Below are 17,845 nucleotides of genomic sequence, written 5' to 3'. Positions count from 1 at the left end.
CTTATGTTAGGCCATTTGCTTCTCTAGTTCAGAGATTATAAATACCGCCTTATCAAAATCCTGTTGTATCGCAACACTTGACGAAGGCGCATAACGCGCTACCTCACAATTCTCGGTAAGCGTAATGAAATCATTAACCACCTCTGGTTTTACATTTCGAGACAGCAATAGGTCCTGAATATTATCCTTGCTCATTTCAGATGTTTCGATATGCAATTTTGCTTTTAGGAAATTGTGCATGGCTTTCTCCAACGCAATGTAAAACAGTTCTTTGTTGTTGATTTGTTTCTTAGCTTCAGATAAATATTTCTTAGCCAGTTTATTATTCATTCGGATTCTGTTCCCGGCAATATCCCCATCAATAGCTTCTTTTTTCTTTTTGAACACTATAATCAGAGGTACCAGTAAAAAAGGCAGCAATAGCAATCCGATAAATAGATTAGACCCAAAGAAATCCTTCTTCTCAATCGCAGATAGAGAGCTCTTTAGTTTAATAGATTTGAATTCCTCTACATTCGAAATTTTATTTTTGTTGCCATCAGTTGCAGAAGAATCAGCAGGTGTTGGGCCATCGAGGGCATTAATCATTATCTCTGGAGAACTTACTGTTTTATAGGTTCCTGAACCCAAATCAAAATATGAAAACTGCAATGGCTTTACTGGATAATTTCCTTTGTACTGTGGAATTATAGTATAGCTGTCTGAGATTTTTCCGCTCATGCCCATAAGTGAGGTACTGATGTCCTCACTGTGAATCGCATCGTACATCTCTAGTGCATTTGGCACGACCGGTTTTGGTAAACTAAATAATTTCAAATTTCCCTTACCCGTTACACTTACTACTAAATTAAGACTTTCTCCATTTTTTAAATTAGTCTTTGACGGGATAACTTTAAAGTCAAAATTCCCAACTGCTCCAGAAAAATTCTCTGGTTTTCCTGCCTCGGGAAGTGGTTTAACCGTGATGGTTTTGGCACCAGCAGAAACTCTTTTAGTAGTTTCCGTGAGCATCATTCGGCCAAAAACATCCCTGCGGTTCGTTGGCAATTGCACATCTACCGATAATGATAACGGCTCAATTTTAAGTCTACCAGATTTTTGTGGATAAAGCACTACTTTTTTCAGTACAATAAACCTGAAATTCTGGCCTTTGAAAATTCCTTCTTCAGCAGCCAGTTGTTTGATTTCGATATTTTGACTCCAAAAATCATTGTACTTAGGCTTACTTGATTCTCCTAAATTTGAAATTCCAATGTTAGCAAAATACAATTTGTACACTACCGTAATGGGTTCGTTGATGTATGGATTTGTTTTAGAAACATCAGCAACCAGATATAGGTTTTCATCCCCAGACATCTGAGAATCGTTAGGATCTCTAAGCTGTTCTATGGCAGCGGTCACAATAATTCTTACAGGTGCCGTTTTGTAAATTTGACCGTTGTACTCAATCGCTGCCTGCTTGATAACAAATGTCCCTTTTTGATTTGGTACCAGAAAATAAGAGTACGCTTTTTCAAAAGAACTTCTTCCGTTTACCCACGACTGACTTACTTGCTGGCTCGGTCCAGCAATAATTCTGAATCCTTCAAAAGACGGCGGTACGAAATTATCTCCGTCTACATTCATCATAAAATCAATACGCAGCCTTTCATTCAAGCCTAGCGTAGTTTTACTTACTCGAGCCTCAAACTGAACCTGAGCGCTAAGCAAGTTGCTTACCAGTAAAACAATCACTGCTATATATTTCTTCATTTTCAAACTATCTAATTGAACTACCAATCCTTCTCTGTTCTAACTGGCTTTCCTTGAACTTTCTTAGCATTCACTTTATCCTGAACCTTCTTTTCTTCTCTGTTTACTGCATTTAGGAGATTTTCCAAGCGATCTTTAGAGATCCCACCCGGTGCTGGTTTTGGCTCCCCATTTTCATTTGGTTTAGGATCTTTGTTCTGTTTGTCTTGATCGCCTTTGTCTTCTTTTTTGTCTTGGTCTTTTTTATCTTTTTCGCCGTCTTTCTTATCGTCCTTTTTATCTTCTTTTTTTTCTTTATCCTTTTTCTCGTCTTTTTTCTTATCGTCTTTTGGCGGATTGTCTTTCAACATTTTTTTGGCTAAAGCATAATTGTAACGCGTTTCCTCATCTGTCGGGTCATTCCTCAACGCATTTTTATATGCCTCCACTGCTTGTGTATAGTCTTTGTCGTTCATAAAAACATTCCCAAGATTATGAAAGGCACGGTGTTTCTGAGGTCTGGATGTTGAACTTTTTAATGCTTTCGCATACGCAAATTTAGCTTCTGAGGACTGTTTTTGTTTGTAAATTGTATTCCCAAGATTAAAAGGGGCAACTGATTTATTCGGAAATTTAGAATCAGAAATTCTGTACATGGCTTCGGCCTCTACAAATTTATTTTCGGCATACTCCTTGTTTGCTTTCGGCAAAATCCGATCTTTTTCTTGTGCATACACACCTGTAGTTCGTGAAAAAGCGAACATAAAAAAGGCAATTATTAAAATTTTAAATCTTTTCATTTATTCTATCTATAGATCCAAAAGGCTTTAAAACCCTTTAGAAATAATTATTTATTTTCGTTAAATAAATCCAATTTCTTAACCCAACTTGTTTTTCTTTCCAATAGAAAAACATCTACAAATAATAACAAAAAAGCAAACCCTAAAAACCATTGAAATTGTGATTGAAAATCGGCCATTTCCGTTGCTTCAAACTCTGTTTTTTGAATATTATCCAATGCATTCTTTACATAATCTAGGACTTCTTTCGTATTAGTACCGTTTACATAGCCTCCTTTTGTGGCTTTAGCAATAGCCGTCAAGCTTTCTGGAACCAGTTTGGTTATAACAACCTCATTGTTATTGTCTTTTTTAAATCCCTCAACAATACCATTTCTTTTCAATGGAATTGTACCCCCTTTTTCAGTTCCAACCCCAATAGTAATGATTTTTATACCTAACTTATTGGCTTCTTCGGCTGCTGCCTCTGCTCCTTCGTTGTGGTCTTCACCATCTGAAATCATGATCAATAACTTACTCGTTTTTTTATCATCAAAATAAGTTGCAGACAATTTGATGGCTTCGTTGAACGATGTTCCTACTGAGGAAACCATATCCGTATTCATACTTTGTAAAAACATTTTTGCAACGCTGTAATCCGTCGTAATAGGCAATACTGGGAAAGCACTACCGGCATACGCAACAATTCCTATTCGGTCACTTCCTAATTGATTGATAATTTGCGAGACAATTTGCTTGCTTTTATCCAACCGGTTGGGAGCAACGTCTTCGGCCAACATACTTTTAGAGACATCAATCGCAAAAACAATATCGATTCCTTCTCGCTTTACGGTTTCCATTTTTGTGCCAATTTTTGGATTTACCAATCCCAAAATTAATCCAACCAACCCCAAGAGAAGTATTCCAAACTTTAAAACGGGTTTAAAAGCTGAACTTTCTGGACTCAATTTTTTAACCATTTCTAAATCCCCGAACTCGCGTTGCTTTTTTCTTTTCCAATATAAATTAGCCAGAAAAACAACCACCAAAAGCGGCAGTATCAAAAGAAGGTATAAATATTTTTTTTCGTCTAATTCCATTTTTTTACTTTTGAACACAGTTCCTTTAGAACTGAGACTGATGTTATATGAAGCTTTTAAAAACCGTATTTCGCAATCCTATTTCAAATAGCAATAAAAAACCTGCAAACCATATAAACGGTCTGAATTTTTCATCGTAATCATAAAATTTTAGTTCTTCAATTTCGGTCGTTTCTAACTTATTTATTGTTGCATAAATCTCGGCCAACTTATTATTACTGGTTGCTCTAAAATATTTTCCACCGGTATTGTTGGCAATTTTTTTCATCATTTGTTCATCAATCTCCACTTTCATCATTTGAAAGAGAAACTTCCCGTTAGGTGCAATTGCATAAGGGAACATTGCCATTCCATTTGTTCCAATCCCTATGGTATATACTTTTATTCCGTATTGTTTTGCAATATCTGAAGCAGTATCCGGCTCAATGAATCCAGCATTATTCACCCCGTCCGTCATCAGAATAACTACTTTGCTCTTCGCCTTACTGTCCTTTAATCTATTGACAGCGGTAGCTAATCCCATTCCTATTCCTGTCCCGTCTACTAAAACGTTGTCGTATTTAATACTCCTTATGGCATCAAGAATAACTGCTTTATCGCTGGTTACTGGCGTTTTTGTATAGGCTTCTGAAGCATAAACAACAAGGCCAATTCTATCGTTTGGTCTTTCCTCAACAAAATCTGCCGCTAATCTTTTAAGCGCTTGCATTCTATCTGGCTTCAAATCTTTGGCTAGCATACTTCCTGATACGTCTATCGCCATAACAATATCAATTCCTTTGGTCGTTTTTGTTTTATTACTTACATCAACGGTTCTGGGTCTTGCCATAGCAACAATCAAAGAGCATAAAGCCAAAATTCTGAACACATTCAACATCGGCTTCAACTTAGTCAAAGAGGAATTGGAGCCTTTAAATCCTTGCAATGAACTCATTTTTAATGTAGCTGATTGGTGGTTCTTTTTACGAAACAACCATACAACTGCTATTGGGATCAGGAGAAACAGCCAAAAAAACTCTGGGTTTAAAAACGTTATTTTGTCCATTATTTAGTTGCTTGTTTTAATTCGACTGAGTTCAAAACTCGTTCTGATATGGCATTCGCATAGGCGTCCCCTTCTTCATGAAAAAGTAAAATTTGTTGTAATCCACCTTCTTGACTGAACAACAATGCTTCATAATACATTTTTGCACTTGACTTATTGTCCCCGTCAATTTGTGAAAAGGTACCGTATGCTTTTATTCCTTTAACCCCTTCTTTGGTTTCAAACTCTTCTTGCTTGACAATCATATTTTGTGCACCTTGAGATTCTAGAGATTGCAATGCTCCATCCATTGATTTTGCCAAATCAATTTCAGTCTCCTGTTTGTATTTTAATGTAGAAACCATCACGTAAAAACGATCCAGAACACTTCCATAAGCAAAAGATTGCATTTCTTTGATCAAGGCCATGCCTTCTTTAGGTAGGGTTTTAGTCAAGTCTACTCTTTTTAACACTTTTGGAGTTTCAATGATAATTCCCGGATTTCCATAATCACTTTTAACCCATTCGCCATCCAATAGTTCTTTAGTAGGATGCCCAATAACAGTGTCTTTTACATAACTAAATCCTTTAGTGACAATGAAAAAAGTAGTGGTTGCGGCTAATAAAAAAAGAACAACGACCACAGCAGTAACAATACGCTTGTTTCTTTGTTTACGCAATTGAATTTGGATCTGTTTTTGTCTTTGTACCTCGTTCAATAACACATCTTGCTCCGCTGGCACTTCTATTGGAATCGAATTGTCTAATGTCAGAATTGCTTTTTCAATTTTGTTTCGGTCTTCGGTGATTTCAAAATCCAATGGTTTTGATTTGGCAAATTTTACCAAATCGGCTTGCTTCAAAACACGCTCCAAATTTTCGATAATTTCCTGCGAAAGCGTCATTTTCTTTTTTACAGAAGCCGCTCTAAGGCCCTGAATCAATTCCGAAGTAGTGCTTTCCATCGCTGGAATTTCTATGGCTTCTTCAATATAATTTCTGGCAATATCTGTTAATTCACTATAATAGGCTTTGACTTCTCCTTTTTGCCAAAGTTCTTTTTTCTCCAATGTATCCAGCAAACTCGTCGCTCTCTCTATTGGTGTTTTATATATTTCTTCTATTAATTTCTTTTCCTGACGTTTTTTAATAAACCAATAAATAAAAGATCCTATTCCAATAATCAAAGCCCCAATCAACAGGTATTTCCACCAGTCGCCTATTGTATTATCCGCTGGAGCAATATCCTTTATATCAAACATTTTTTGTTTCAAAGTATCCACTTGAACATTTGCCACTTCTACCAACAATGAATCCGTCATAAACGGCTTACTGTCGATAAAAATCTTGATACTTGGAACAACATATCTACCGGAATCAAACTGGGTTAAACCGTATTTTTTGATTAATTCATACCGGCCGTCCATTTTTACAGTATCAATAGGATAAGACTGAATCACCTCTAAAGCACCAAAGTTTTTTAATTTTGGGAAAATTACTTTAGATGAAGTGTCAACAGTAGTTTTTATGGACAGTTTAAATTCGGCACCAATTTTATTTTTAATCGTGTCAATACTTGTAACTACTTGCTTTTGTTGTGCAAAAACAGCCGTAGAAAGCAACAATAATAGTAGGTAAAGTCTAATTTTCATTTTTATATTAAATATTTTTTCCTCACCCCAGCACTCTCCAAAGTAGAGCGAGCCGAATCGTGAAAATTTTAATCCTCTATCATCTCCTCTCTTTCGAGGAGGCCATAAGCGGATTTATCTCGATTTAAAATAACTCAGCAATTTTGTCACATAACTCTCATCAACTCGTGTATTTACAACACCTGATCCTGATTTACTGAATGTTTCTTTGAAATAAATTACTTTATCGTGGTATTGTTTTTCATAATTCATTCGCACTGATTTTGAACCCGTATTTATCAATTCGATTGCTCCTGTTTCGGCATCAAGCATAGAAACCATCCCTAAGTCCAGCATTTTTTCTTCTCGAATGTCGTACACACGAATCCCGGTTATATCGTGTTTCTTGGATGCTATTTTCAAAGTTTGTTCGTAATCGTCTGACATGAAATCAGAGATTACAAACACAATTGCTTTCTTTTTTTGGGTTCCTGATAAAAACTTCAAGGCCTGTGCAATATCTGTTTTACGGCTTTTAGGCTGAAATTCTATCAATTCCCGAATAATCCGCAGCACGTGCGATCGTCCCTTTTTTGGAGGGATATACAATTCAATCTCGTCCGAAAACAAAATCAACCCTATTTTATCATTGTTTTGTGTCGCCGAAAAAGCCATTGTTGCGGCAATCTCCGTGACAATATCTTTCTTGAATTGGTTTTTCGAACCAAAACTTTCAGATCCTGAAATATCTACCATCAACATCATGGTCAATTCCCGTTCCTCCTCAAAAACCTTTACATGCGCTTCGTTGTACCGTGCGGTAACATTCCAATCAATAGCACGAATATCATCGCCGTACTGGTACTGACGCACTTCACTGAACGTCATTCCGCGTCCTTTGAAAGACGTGTGGTATTCCCCCGAAAAGATGTGATCGCTCAATCTTCGGGTTTTGATTTCTATTTTCCGGACTTTCTTTAAAAGGTCTTTTGTATCCATTTGATTGTTGATTGCTGATTAACGATTGCTGATTTCAGATCTAAAATCAGATATCAAAAATCTTAAATCTTTTTAAGGTACTTCTATTTCGTTTACGATTTTGTTAATGATATCAACCGAAGTAATGTTTTCTGCTTCCGCTTCATAAGTAACACCAATTCTGTGACGCAATACATCATGAACTACAGCACGAACATCTTCTGGAATTACATAGCCGCGACGTTTGATAAAAGCGTAACATTTTGCGGCAGTCGCTAAATTAATACTTCCACGTGGTGAGGCTCCAAAACTGATTAATGGTTTTAAATCAGCCAATTTGTATTTCTCCGGGTACCTTGTGGCAAAAATAATATCAAGTATGTATTTTTCTATTTTTTCATCCATGTAAACCTCACGAACCGCTTCTTGAGCACGCAAAATTTGCTCTACTGAAACTACAGGATTTACTTTCTCATAACTTCCTTTTAGGTTCTGACGAATCACCAAACGTTCGTCTTCCATTTTTGGATAATCGATAACTGTTTTCAACATAAAACGATCGACTTGCGCTTCAGGCAATTGGTATGTTCCTTCTTGCTCAATTGGATTTTGCGTAGCTAAAACTAAAAATGGTCTGTCTAATTTAAAAGTAGTATCACCAATGGTCACTTGCTTTTCCTGCATCGCTTCTAACAATGCCGATTGCACTTTGGCTGGAGCACGGTTAATCTCATCAGCAAGAACAAAATTAGCAAAAATAGGACCCTTTTTTATCGAAAATTCATTTTGCTTAATGTTGTAAATCATGGTCCCTACAACATCGGCAGGCAATAAATCAGGTGTAAACTGTATTCTGCTAAAAGATCCGTGTACGGCTTGCGAAAGAGTATTTATGGCTAATGTTTTGGCTAATCCGGGAACTCCTTCCAATAAAATATGTCCCTGACCTAAAAGACCAATTAACAAACGCTCTACCATGTGCTTTTGACCCACAATAACCTTATTCATTTCCATGGTGAGAAGGTCTATAAAAGCACTCTCTCTTTCAATTTTTTCATTGATTGCTCTGATGTCTAAAGTTGCTGTATTATCTTCCATTTTATTGTTTTTATAACCTTAAATTAAATGCCTAAGTTTTGAAGGTGCAAATTGAATTTTTTTTTAGAAGTAAGATGTTAAAAATTGGTTAAAACTTCAATAAAAGTCCTAATTTTAAGGATGTATTGTGATACAATTTTTATATTTTTAAGAACTTTGAAAAAACTACTTTGAAATAGCAGAATTATCAATTTTAATAAAAAATAAAAACAATGAATAAAACAGAATTATCGCCTGTTGTAGCGGGTGTAATGAATTGGGGTATTTGGGATAAAAATCTCAATACTAAAGAAATGGAAAACATGATTAATGTGTGCTTAGAGAATAAAATTACCACTTTCGATCATGCCGATATATATGGAGATTACACCACCGAATCTGATTTTGGAAAAGCCTTTGCCTCGAGTAAAATTGACAGAGAAAAATTGCAATTGATCTCGAAATGTGGCATTCAAATGGTTACGGAAAACCGCATCAATACTATAAAACATTATGAATATTCAAAAGATTACATCATCTGGTCTGTTGAGAATTCCTTGAAAAATTTACAAACTGATTATTTGGATGTTCTTTTACTTCACAGGCCAAGTCCTTTGATGCAAGCCGATGAAATTGCCGAAGCCGTTTTAAAACTAAAATCAGATGGAAAAATTATCGATTTTGGGCTCTCTAATTTTACTGCAACACAAACAGAATTGATTCGTCAGAAAACAACAATTTTATACAATCAAGTCCAATTCTCAGCTACTAACTTCGAACCTATGGTTGACGGAAGTTTTGATTACATGCAAGCCAACAACATCCGTCCCATGTCGTGGAACCCGCTTGGCATCATTTTTAGACAGGATATTCCACAAACTAGACGTTTAAAAAAACTTTTAGCAACCTTAGTTTCAAAATACCATTTAGGTTCTGATACCATTTTACTTTCCTGGATTCTGAAACACCCAGCTCAAGTGATTCCTATTGCCGGAACGGTAAATGTTGCCCGAATTCAATCCCTGATGAAAGCTGTTGAGTTAGAATTGGAGCACGAAGACTGGTTTGCCATTTGGTCAGAAAGCATGGGGAATAATGTCGCTTAAAATTACATTTCAGGCCCCGTGTTCAGTCCAAAATTTTAGATGCAACAACTGCTAAATCTTTTCTATACATCAAAATTAGAAAAAATAAATTTATCGTATTTAATGTTTTTATGAGACATTAATCCTAAATATAATACAATAGAACACATGAATAAAACAGCCTTAATAACTGGTGCCACCAGCGGAATTGGTAAAGCAACAGCACAAATATTAGCTAAAAATAATTATAAAATTATTCTTTGCGGCCGCCGCCAAGACCGATTATCAGCCCTAGAAAAAGAACTTCGGGAAGTTACAGAAGTCCATACTTTATCCTTTGATGTTCGCGATAAAAACGCTGTATTTGAAAGCATCAATTCCTTGCCGGAAGCCTTTTCTAAAATTGATGTCTTAATTAATAATGCCGGCAACGCACACGGGTTAGAGCCCATACAATCTGGAGATTTAGACGATTGGGATGCGATGATTGATATCAATGTAAAAGGGCTATTATATGTTTCGAAAGCCATAATCCCGCAAATGATCGAACGAAAATCAGGTCACATCATCAACATTGGTTCCATTGCCGGGAAAGAAGTATATCCAAATGGGAATGTCTATTGCGCCTCTAAACATGCTGTTGATGCCTTGAATCAAGCGATGCGAATGGACTTGAATCCTTATGGAATTCGAGTAGGTGCCATTAATCCCGGAATGGTACAAACGGAGTTTAGCGAAGTGCGTTTTAAAGGAGATACGGACAGAGCTGCAAATATATATAAAGGTTTTGACGTTTTGCAAGCAGAGGATATTGCTGATATCATCCATTTTGTGGTTTCTAGGCCCTATCACATCAATATTGCTGACTTAGTAGTAATGTGTACTGCTCAAGCATCATCAACAATTGTGAAAAAAAATTAATTTTATAGCCTCTTAGGAATCTCATTAATGGAATCGAAAAATACTTAGAACAACGCGAAATTAATAAAAAGATAAAAGCAGCTGTCAGACAGCTGCTTTTTTTATTAAAATATTATTTAACTACAGCTTAGGGTAATGGCGTAGCGCCCATATCAGTTACTTTGCCATTAATTACTACAACAGCAGAAACCGTTTTCATATACTCCACATTTGCCACTCTATAAGTTAGTTTCACATCATAAGTCCCTGCAGGAATACCATTTAATTGAAACATTCCCTGCTCGTTTGCAAAAGCAGAAACCGTTATGTCACCAACTTTAACGGATGCTGCTAAATCTGTAGCACCTGCCGGAACTATACTTACAGTTCCTTTTATCACACCTGATGTTGCCGTAGTCGATACTCTGATAACTGGGTGCAGATTATAATTTCCTGAAGATCCGGCTTGAACAACAACAGAGTTCTTCACGTCAAAATCTAACATAAACTCGTAGGTCGCACCAGCAACAAGGTCTTGCTTAATTTTTAGTTTTAATCCCGATTGTTGAGCACTTGGAGTTTTCAAATCGTATGTCATACCGTTTTTAACAACCGTATTTCTATCTCCCAAAAGCAATCGCATTTGCCCCAAGTATCCAGATGGAACAGTATTGTCAGCCAATAATACATTTACCCCACCAGTTAACTTCAGCAGATCATATATTCCTGGAGTTATGCTCCCTATGCTAACCCAACCTTTGCTATCATCAGTATCATCGGAGTTTTTTATCAAAACGTCTTTGACATCTACAAATACAGACTGATAATCTCCCGGCGCATCTGCCATTCTAACCTTAATATTTGATGTTCCTGATACATCATTGTTACTGTCGCATCCTGTGAGAAACAATCCCATTGAAGCCATAGCTAAAAACCCAGCTAGGTAAAATTTAATGCTTTTCATATTTTTCAATTATTAAAATTAGTATATTAACAACGCCAAAAAAGTATATAAATTACATAATAAAAATAAAATGTGATTTTCTTACCATCATGTCACATCATTAATAATCAAATGATCAATAAACGCATTCTTATTAAAAACCTGCTCGCTCACAATGATGAGAGTAGTTTTTATGATAAAAAGCGCCAGTTGAATTTGCATACACGGGAGGGTAAAGCTAAGTTTCTGAAACACATTTGTGCGCTGTCCAATTCAAATCCTTCGAACAATTCTTATATTGTTGTGGGTGTCGAAGATCAAGATAACACTATTGTGGGTGATGACTTTTTTGACGACAGTAGGATTCAGAATTTAGTGAATGCATACCTCGAAAATCCTCCCAAAATTCAGTACGAGAATGTCCCTTTTCCCAATTTGCCAAAAGATAAAGTTATTGGCCTAGTAACGGTCAAGCCAAAAAGCAAGACTTCCCACTTCAAAAAAGGAATTCATACAATTCCTGCTCAAAGTGTTTTTATACGGCGAGGCAGTAATACGATGCCAATTGATGGAGAAATCGAAAAGAATTACCAGAATATGGAAACCGTAATTGGCATCGAGAATAATTCTAGAAATAGCATTGAATATACACTCGATGGCGTGATCGATTTCATGAATTTCAGGCACAAGGATATGGCGCCAAAGTACAAAGTATTCAAAGAGTTATTCGTGATTTGCTGGGCAGGAATTGCCAAGAAATCCCGTGAAAAAACCTATCTTTCCCGCGTAGATATTGAACTTATAAACGAACAAATCAAGTTATTCTATTCGGCTCAGGATGTAGTTGAAATCACTTTCGATGAAGACACTTTTACCATTATTGAATACGTTCCGTTAGGCTTGAATGATAAAACGAGCTACTATCCTTTAGAAAAACAAACGATTCATTTTCATGACAATGGGTATTACAAAATAGAAAGAGAAATACTGTTTCAGCCACCGGAATTCAACAAAAAAATGCTGTTCCATATTTACAATGCCAATAATGCTTTGTTAAATAAACTCCAAAAAGGACTTTCGTTATCCGAGCGGGAACACAAAGATTTAGAAAACCTGCCTTCTACCTTCATGATTTGCTACCTCAACGGTTTTGATGAAGCCAAACAAAAATTGATTGACGCCAAGCTGCTTTTGAAACCCTTTGCCCAAGTGTATTTGTCTTTTAAAGAAGCCTTGCGAATTTTAAGAAAAATGAAATATGATGTACAATAATTACATCTATACACAAAAATTTATCCAGTGAAAAAAGCAATATATCAGTATGTATTGTATTTTCGAATGGATTATTTTCAGAAAACGGGATTAACGAGGACCTATTCTTGATTCAAATTACATCATTTGTAATAAGTACATAAAAAACACTATTGACTGCATCTATTTTTAGAAATTTACACTGAATAGCACTATCAAACTTGATCTCAAATTCTTGGGTATTTGTTGTTTTTTTTTGGAAACACAGGTAACCGAAAGAGATAAAAACAATCCCTTCCTCTTGGTTTTAAGCGTTTGTCAGACAAATTAAGAATGACTTGAAATATTTCATTATAGATGCTAAATCAAACTCAACAATTCCTTTAAAACTTGACAGATTATTTTAGCTAACAGCAGCGATAGTGCGAAGATTGCATCCATTGGAAAATAATTTTAGTTTTGTAAAACTAAATTGAAAAATCAAATAAAACAATCACTAAAAACAGTGATATTTTAGCTTTCTGTTAATGCGTTTTTAGTTTCAATTTTAGTAAAATAAGACCCTTTAAAATAGAACACCTTTTTATTTAGTTAAAAAAGCGTAGTTCAGTACTCTTTTACCTAATTTTATAACTTGAAAAATAACACCCCCTTTTCTGTTATTTTTATATTAATAAAAGAACAAAGCATACATGAGAACACTTGTTATAGGCGATATCCACGGTGGGTTGCGCGCACTACACCAAATTATGGAGAGAGCCAACGTTACTAAAAATGACACCCTGATTTTTCTGGGTGATTACGTTGACGGCTGGAGCCAATCCCCTCAGGTACTTGATTTTATTATTGATTTGAAAACCAAACAGAACTGTGTTTGTATTCGCGGAAATCATGATGATTTATTGCTGGAATGGCTTGACGAAAGCAAAGACAATTTGTTGTGGTACAAACATGGGGGCGAAGCAACTGTTTTGGCTTATGAAACTGTTAGTTTAGAAACCAAGAAAAAGCATATTGAATTTCTACAATCGCTAGAAAATTTTTATCTGGACGATCAAAGTCGTCTGTTTGTTCATGCTGGCTTCACCAATATGAACGGTGTCGATTTTGAATATTTTCCCGGACTTTTCTATTGGGACAGAACCTTATGGGAAACGGCTTTGGCATTAAATAAAACCATGAAAACAGATGACATTTTCTACCCAAAGCGCTTTACCTTATACAACGAAATTTATATTGGTCACACGCCCGTTACGCGAATAGGCGAAACAACCCCAATTCAAAAGGCAAATATTTGGAATGTAGATACCGGAGCGGCTTTCAAGGGACCGCTGACTATTATGGATGTTGACAGTAAGGAATTCTGGCAAAGCGAACCTTTGAACCAATTGTATTTTGACGAGAAAGGAAGAAATTAGATGTCCTATTTTCTTTAACCTGTGCAATAAAGCGATCTTTCACTGTTACACTGACACTTGTAAATACTTTAAAAAATAAAAAATAGTCTAAGTCTACTATATTTGTTGGAACATTTTTAATTTTGTTATTGCTGTAGAAAAGATTCCGTTTTTCAATGTGTACCACGGGTTAGATTGCCTTACAAAGGCCATGATGTTTTTTTACTACGTTTCCAAGGAATTTTAATACTAAAAAAGGCAATTTGATATTTTCAAATTGCCTTTTTTAATATGTTATAATTTGTTACTACAAATCAAATTTGATTCCTTGTGCCAATGGCAATTGTGTTCCGTAATTAATGGTATTGGTTTGTCTTCTCATGTAGGCTTTCCAAGCATCAGAACCAGATTCACGTCCACCACCAGTTTCTTTTTCACCTCCAAAAGCGCCCCCTATTTCTGCTCCGGATGTCCCAATATTTACATTGGCAATTCCACAATCAGAACCGGATTGAGATAGGAACAATTCCATTTCTCGCATGCTATTGGTAAAAATAGAGGACGAAAGTCCTTGTGGCACTCCGTTTTGCAACGCAATCGCTTCTTCAATCGTGCTGTATTTCATTACATATAAAATAGGCGCAAACGTTTCTGTTTGAACGATGTCAAAATGATTCTCAGCTTCAATAATACAGGGTCTCACATAGCAACCACTTTCATATCCTACACCTTCAACCAATCCGCCTTCAACGATGATTTTTCCACCTTCTTTTTTGGCACTTTCAATCGCAGTTAGATAATCTTGAACAGCACCTTTATCTATAAGCGGTCCAACGTGATTATTCTCATCCAATGGATTTCCGATTTGCAATTGACCGTACGCATTTTTCAATACGCTTATGGTTTTGTCATACACACTTTCGTGAATGATTAAACGTCTGGTTGAAGTGCAACGTTGTCCTGCTGTTCCTACCGCTCCAAAAACGGCTCCCACCAGTACCATACTGATATCCGCATGTTCCGAAACGATAATAGCATTGTTTCCTCCTAATTCAAGGATGGTATTTCCAAAACGCTCTGCAACGGTTTTTGACACGTGACGTCCTATTCTTGTTGATCCGGTAAATGAAACTAACGAAATTCGTTTATCATTATTGATTAAATCCCCGGATTCGTTTCCAGTTACCAAACAGCTTACGCCTTCTGGAACGTTATTTCTTTTTAAAACTGTTTTGATAATATTTTGACAAGCCACTCCACATAAAGGCACTTTTGAACTTGGTTTCCAAATCGCGACATCACCACAAACCCAAGCAATCATTGCGTTCCAACTCCACACTGCTACCGGAAAATTAAATGCTGAAATGATTCCGACGGTTCCTATTGGATGGTATTGCTCGTACATTCTGTGTAAAGGGCGTTCAGAGTGCATGGTTAACCCGTACAATTGGCGGGATAATCCCACCGCAAAATCACAGATATCAATCATTTCCTGCACTTCACCATATCCTTCTTGAAGACTTTTCCCCATTTCATAGGAAACTAGTTTTCCAAGAGGTTCTTTGAATTTTCTTAATTCATCTCCCATCTGACGAACGATATCCCCTCTTTTAGGAGCGGGAACCATGCGCCATTCTAGAAAAGCTTCCGATGCTTTTTGCATAGCAGTTTCATAATCCTCTTTAGAAGATGTTTTTACTTTTCCAATTAAAGTTCCATCTGCTGGTGAATAACTTTCGATGATTTTTCCGTTGGCAAAATTAGCTGCTCCAGTTGATGTTCCTTCGTTTATGGCTTCAATCCCTAATTGCTTGAGGGCTTCTTTGATTCCGAATTGATCTGCTATTGTTATCATTGTAACTTATTTATTAAAAATTGTTATATTTTTTTACAAATATATTGATTTAACGGGAAATACTAAACATTGCTCCTTTTATTTTACGCTTTTTAGCCCCGATAAAAGTGGCATCCTTTTGTGGCTTTCTTTAAGCCGTAAAAGATAGAACGTATAGCGGGATAGGCTCCTGATCGTAAAATAAATTCAGCATTAAATTATTTTTGGGCAACAAATCTAGGGTCGGTTTCCATTATGGTTCTACATTTTTCGCAGGTTCTCAAGTGTTCTGAATTATAGAAATGTTCAAAATGAGGCAAGAAATCTTTCTCAATATTATGCAGTTCAAAATAGACTTCGTGCAGTTTGTGATTACAAGAATCACAAAACCAAAGCAATCCGTCCGTGAATCCTTGTCCAGCTCTTTTTCGTTCGATGACAAGTCCTATAGAACCTTGGGAACGCACCGGAGAATGTGGCGTTTTAGCAGGATGCAGGTACATATCGCCCGGATGTAATTCCATTTCTTTGCGCTCGCCATCTTCTTGAATAATTATTTTGATCGAGCCTTCGAGCTGGTAAAACAATTCTTCGGTTTCGTTGTAATGGTAGTCTTTTCGGGCGTTTGGACCGGCAACAACCATCACGATATAATCCCCTGATTGAGCATATAAATTTTTGTTACCCACAGGCGGTTTAAGAAGATGACGGTTTTCATCAATCCATTTATTGAGGTTGAAAGGTTTTGCTATTGCCATTTTTTCTAATTTTTGAATGTAAAGTTATGAAATAGGTTTAAATTCCCTACAATGCATTTAATCCTGTTTATATTTTTTCCTTAATTAAATAAATATATACTGGAAAATGGTCGCTAAATCCTATTTCGGTGGTGGAATGTCGCAACGGATAGCCTTTGTATTGTCCGCTGGTTTGTATCAAAAACGATTTGTTGTAAATTCCGGCTTTCCAATATCGAAAACTCGTATAATCGGATTGCAGTAAGGTTTCAGAAACCATTATCTGGTCAAAAACATCCCATGCATCCCGAAATGCGATAGTTCCAAATCCTTTCTTGGCCATTTCTTCGAATGGATTGTAAATCCCAAAAGGAAGTACTTCCGTCTTTTTTGCTTTGGCGCCAAGCCCAATTTTGACACTTTTATTATATGGACCGTCATTCAAATCGCCCAAAATGATCAATTTTGCATTTGAATTTATGCGTTGCAACGAATCGATTATTTTTCGGTTTAATACTCCTGCGGCTTCGCGGAACGGGCTCGATTTTTTCTCGCCACCGGAACGAGATGGCCAGTGATTGACAATAATATTAATTTCCTCGCCGTCCAGAAAGCCTGTTGCCAACAATTGATCTCGGGTATAAACCCGATAATTTTTGGTGCTAATTTGCAATTCATCATCTGTTTTTTCCTCTAAATTTACTTTAGAACTTTCATTTGTATTACCTCCTTCCTTATAAATGTAAAGCGGAATTGTGCTATAACTTGTAGGTTGGAACTTCTTTTTTTGATATAAGAGCGCCACATCGATACCTCTTTTGTCAGGCGAATCAAAATGGATGATTCCGTAATCTTTCTCGATCAGTTTAGGTTGCTTGACTAAATCTTCCAGAACGCCTCTGTTTTCTATTTCGCATCCCCCAATAAATGTGGGCGAATCGGTATTTTCACCTGACCCTATTTCAGCTAAAACGCGCGCTAAGTTCCCTAATTTTTTTTCATATTTATTAAATGTCCAACGCTGTAAACCCTTTGGAGTCCATTCTTCATCAAAAGTGGCAGGGTCATTTATGGTGTCAAAAAGATTCTCGAAATTATAAAATGCGACAGTATGAATGACATATTTTTTTTGTTGTGCATTGGATTTTACACTTGGAAGAAATAAAAATAGAATCGGAATCCAGAACGTAATTCTCATAAGTATCATTTATTTCCAGTCGTTGATCTGATTCGTTTTAGGATCTGTTTATTGTAAAAATAGTCATTTGATGGTAAACTTAAAATTATTTTCTAATTGTCTATCTTTGTTTTTGTCTTTTCAAGACCCCATGATTCCAATTATTTTAGAAAACAATACAACATGACTGCAAACCGATTT

The 17,845-nt window shown here is 36.2% G+C and carries 15 protein-coding genes; 4 read left to right on the top strand and 11 right to left on the bottom strand.

Features of this window, described 5'->3' with window-relative positions; translation table 11 throughout:
• Positions 1 to 6: 6 nt before the first annotated feature.
• The 7 genes from AC0608_RS04660 to AC0608_RS04630 form a co-directional block, all read right to left on the bottom strand.
• Positions 7 to 1,752: a BatD family protein gene (locus tag AC0608_RS04660; protein ID WP_478288294.1), complete on the bottom strand. Its 1,746-nt coding sequence runs from the start codon at positions 1,750 to 1,752 to the stop codon at positions 7 to 9.
• Between the two features lie 20 nt (positions 1,753 to 1,772).
• Entirely contained in the window at positions 1,773 to 2,531 is a 759-nt protein-coding gene (locus tag AC0608_RS04655) for a tetratricopeptide repeat protein (protein ID WP_478288293.1), read from the bottom strand.
• 47 nt (positions 2,532 to 2,578) lie between these two features.
• Complete coding sequence (locus AC0608_RS04650) at positions 2,579 to 3,610, bottom strand: VWA domain-containing protein (RefSeq protein WP_478288292.1); 1,032 nt, start codon at positions 3,608 to 3,610, stop codon at positions 2,579 to 2,581.
• A 43-nt stretch (positions 3,611 to 3,653) separates the two neighbouring features.
• The gene (locus AC0608_RS04645) at positions 3,654 to 4,655 is read right to left on the bottom strand and encodes a vWA domain-containing protein (protein ID WP_417959129.1); all 1,002 of its coding nucleotides are present in this window, start codon (positions 4,653 to 4,655) and stop codon (positions 3,654 to 3,656) included.
• On the bottom strand, positions 4,655 to 6,286 hold the full coding sequence (locus AC0608_RS04640) for a hypothetical protein (RefSeq protein ID WP_478288291.1): 1,632 nt from the start codon (positions 6,284 to 6,286) through the stop codon (positions 4,655 to 4,657). Before AC0608_RS04640 ends, AC0608_RS04645 begins: the two co-directional genes overlap by 1 nt.
• A gap of 114 nt (positions 6,287 to 6,400) precedes the next feature.
• Complete coding sequence (locus AC0608_RS04635; RefSeq protein ID WP_478288290.1) at positions 6,401 to 7,264, bottom strand: DUF58 domain-containing protein; 864 nt, start codon at positions 7,262 to 7,264, stop codon at positions 6,401 to 6,403.
• A gap of 72 nt (positions 7,265 to 7,336) precedes the next feature.
• Positions 7,337 to 8,341 carry an AAA family ATPase gene (locus AC0608_RS04630; protein ID WP_417998381.1) on the bottom strand — a complete coding sequence of 335 codons (1,005 nt, stop codon included), beginning with the start codon at positions 8,339 to 8,341 and terminating at the stop codon, positions 7,337 to 7,339.
• Between the two features lie 212 nt (positions 8,342 to 8,553).
• Here AC0608_RS04630 and AC0608_RS04625 point away from each other — a divergent pair, with 212 nt between their 5' ends.
• Positions 8,554 to 9,426: an aldo/keto reductase gene (locus AC0608_RS04625; RefSeq protein ID WP_478288289.1), complete on the top strand. Its 873-nt coding sequence runs from the start codon at positions 8,554 to 8,556 to the stop codon at positions 9,424 to 9,426.
• Positions 9,427 to 9,573: 147 nt separating this feature from the next.
• Complete coding sequence (locus tag AC0608_RS04620) at positions 9,574 to 10,326, top strand: SDR family NAD(P)-dependent oxidoreductase (RefSeq protein WP_478288288.1); 753 nt, start codon at positions 9,574 to 9,576, stop codon at positions 10,324 to 10,326.
• A 127-nt stretch (positions 10,327 to 10,453) separates the two neighbouring features.
• Here the strand turns inward: AC0608_RS04620 and AC0608_RS04615 are convergent, their stop codons facing one another.
• A complete protein-coding gene (locus tag AC0608_RS04615; RefSeq protein ID WP_478288287.1) occupies positions 10,454 to 11,269 on the bottom strand; it encodes a DUF4382 domain-containing protein in 816 nt (271 codons plus the stop codon).
• 111 nt (positions 11,270 to 11,380) lie between these two features.
• Between AC0608_RS04615 and AC0608_RS04610 the strand changes: the two genes are divergently transcribed.
• Both AC0608_RS04610 and AC0608_RS04605 read left to right on the top strand, forming a co-directional pair.
• A complete protein-coding gene (locus AC0608_RS04610; protein ID WP_478288286.1) occupies positions 11,381 to 12,520 on the top strand; it encodes an ATP-binding protein in 1,140 nt (379 codons plus the stop codon).
• A 671-nt stretch (positions 12,521 to 13,191) separates the two neighbouring features.
• Positions 13,192 to 13,917, top strand: a complete 726-nt coding sequence (locus tag AC0608_RS04605) for a metallophosphoesterase family protein (protein ID WP_478288285.1) — start codon at positions 13,192 to 13,194, stop codon at positions 13,915 to 13,917.
• A 286-nt stretch (positions 13,918 to 14,203) separates the two neighbouring features.
• On the opposite strand, the gene amaB is transcribed toward AC0608_RS04605, so the two are convergent.
• From amaB to AC0608_RS04590, 3 genes are all read right to left on the bottom strand, one after another.
• Positions 14,204 to 15,751 carry an L-piperidine-6-carboxylate dehydrogenase gene (amaB, locus tag AC0608_RS04600; protein ID WP_417989730.1) on the bottom strand — a complete coding sequence of 516 codons (1,548 nt, stop codon included), beginning with the start codon at positions 15,749 to 15,751 and terminating at the stop codon, positions 14,204 to 14,206.
• Positions 15,752 to 15,948: 197 nt separating this feature from the next.
• Positions 15,949 to 16,488: a 3-hydroxyanthranilate 3,4-dioxygenase gene (locus tag AC0608_RS04595; protein WP_417959119.1), complete on the bottom strand. Its 540-nt coding sequence runs from the start codon at positions 16,486 to 16,488 to the stop codon at positions 15,949 to 15,951.
• A gap of 67 nt (positions 16,489 to 16,555) precedes the next feature.
• On the bottom strand, positions 16,556 to 17,665 hold the full coding sequence (locus AC0608_RS04590; protein WP_478288284.1) for an endonuclease/exonuclease/phosphatase family protein: 1,110 nt from the start codon (positions 17,663 to 17,665) through the stop codon (positions 16,556 to 16,558).
• Positions 17,666 to 17,845 lie beyond the last annotated feature (180 nt).

The organism is Flavobacterium sp. GNP008 (assembly GCF_056428965.1).
The sequence above is the reverse complement of the archived record's forward strand: the minus strand, read 5'-3'. Positions and strand labels throughout refer to the sequence as shown.

Bases quoted from the DNA above. Each gene is read 5' to 3' on its own strand.
- AC0608_RS04590 (WP_478288284.1), bottom strand. From the start codon at position 17,665: ATGAGAATTACGTTCTGGATTCCGATTCTATTTTTATTTCTTCCAAGT.
- AC0608_RS04640 (WP_478288291.1), bottom strand. From the start codon at position 6,286: ATGAAAATTAGACTTTACCTACTATTATTGTTGCTTTCTACGGCTGTT.
- AC0608_RS04655 (WP_478288293.1), bottom strand. From the start codon at position 2,531: ATGAAAAGATTTAAAATTTTAATAATTGCCTTTTTTATGTTCGCTTTT.
- AC0608_RS04650 (WP_478288292.1), bottom strand. From the start codon at position 3,610: ATGGAATTAGACGAAAAAAAATATTTATACCTTCTTTTGATACTGCCG.
- AC0608_RS04635 (WP_478288290.1), bottom strand. From the start codon at position 7,264: ATGGATACAAAAGACCTTTTAAAGAAAGTCCGGAAAATAGAAATCAAA.
- AC0608_RS04625 (WP_478288289.1), top strand. From the start codon at position 8,554: ATGAATAAAACAGAATTATCGCCTGTTGTAGCGGGTGTAATGAATTGG.
- AC0608_RS04645 (WP_417959129.1), bottom strand. From the start codon at position 4,655: ATGGACAAAATAACGTTTTTAAACCCAGAGTTTTTTTGGCTGTTTCTC.
- amaB (WP_417989730.1), bottom strand. From the start codon at position 15,751: ATGATAACAATAGCAGATCAATTCGGAATCAAAGAAGCCCTCAAGCAA.
- AC0608_RS04630 (WP_417998381.1), bottom strand. From the start codon at position 8,341: ATGGAAGATAATACAGCAACTTTAGACATCAGAGCAATCAATGAAAAA.
- AC0608_RS04660 (WP_478288294.1), bottom strand. From the start codon at position 1,752: ATGAAGAAATATATAGCAGTGATTGTTTTACTGGTAAGCAACTTGCTT.
- AC0608_RS04610 (WP_478288286.1), top strand. From the start codon at position 11,381: ATGATCAATAAACGCATTCTTATTAAAAACCTGCTCGCTCACAATGAT.
- AC0608_RS04605 (WP_478288285.1), top strand. From the start codon at position 13,192: ATGAGAACACTTGTTATAGGCGATATCCACGGTGGGTTGCGCGCACTA.
- AC0608_RS04595 (WP_417959119.1), bottom strand. From the start codon at position 16,488: ATGGCAATAGCAAAACCTTTCAACCTCAATAAATGGATTGATGAAAAC.
- AC0608_RS04615 (WP_478288287.1), bottom strand. From the start codon at position 11,269: ATGAAAAGCATTAAATTTTACCTAGCTGGGTTTTTAGCTATGGCTTCA.
- AC0608_RS04620 (WP_478288288.1), top strand. From the start codon at position 9,574: ATGAATAAAACAGCCTTAATAACTGGTGCCACCAGCGGAATTGGTAAA.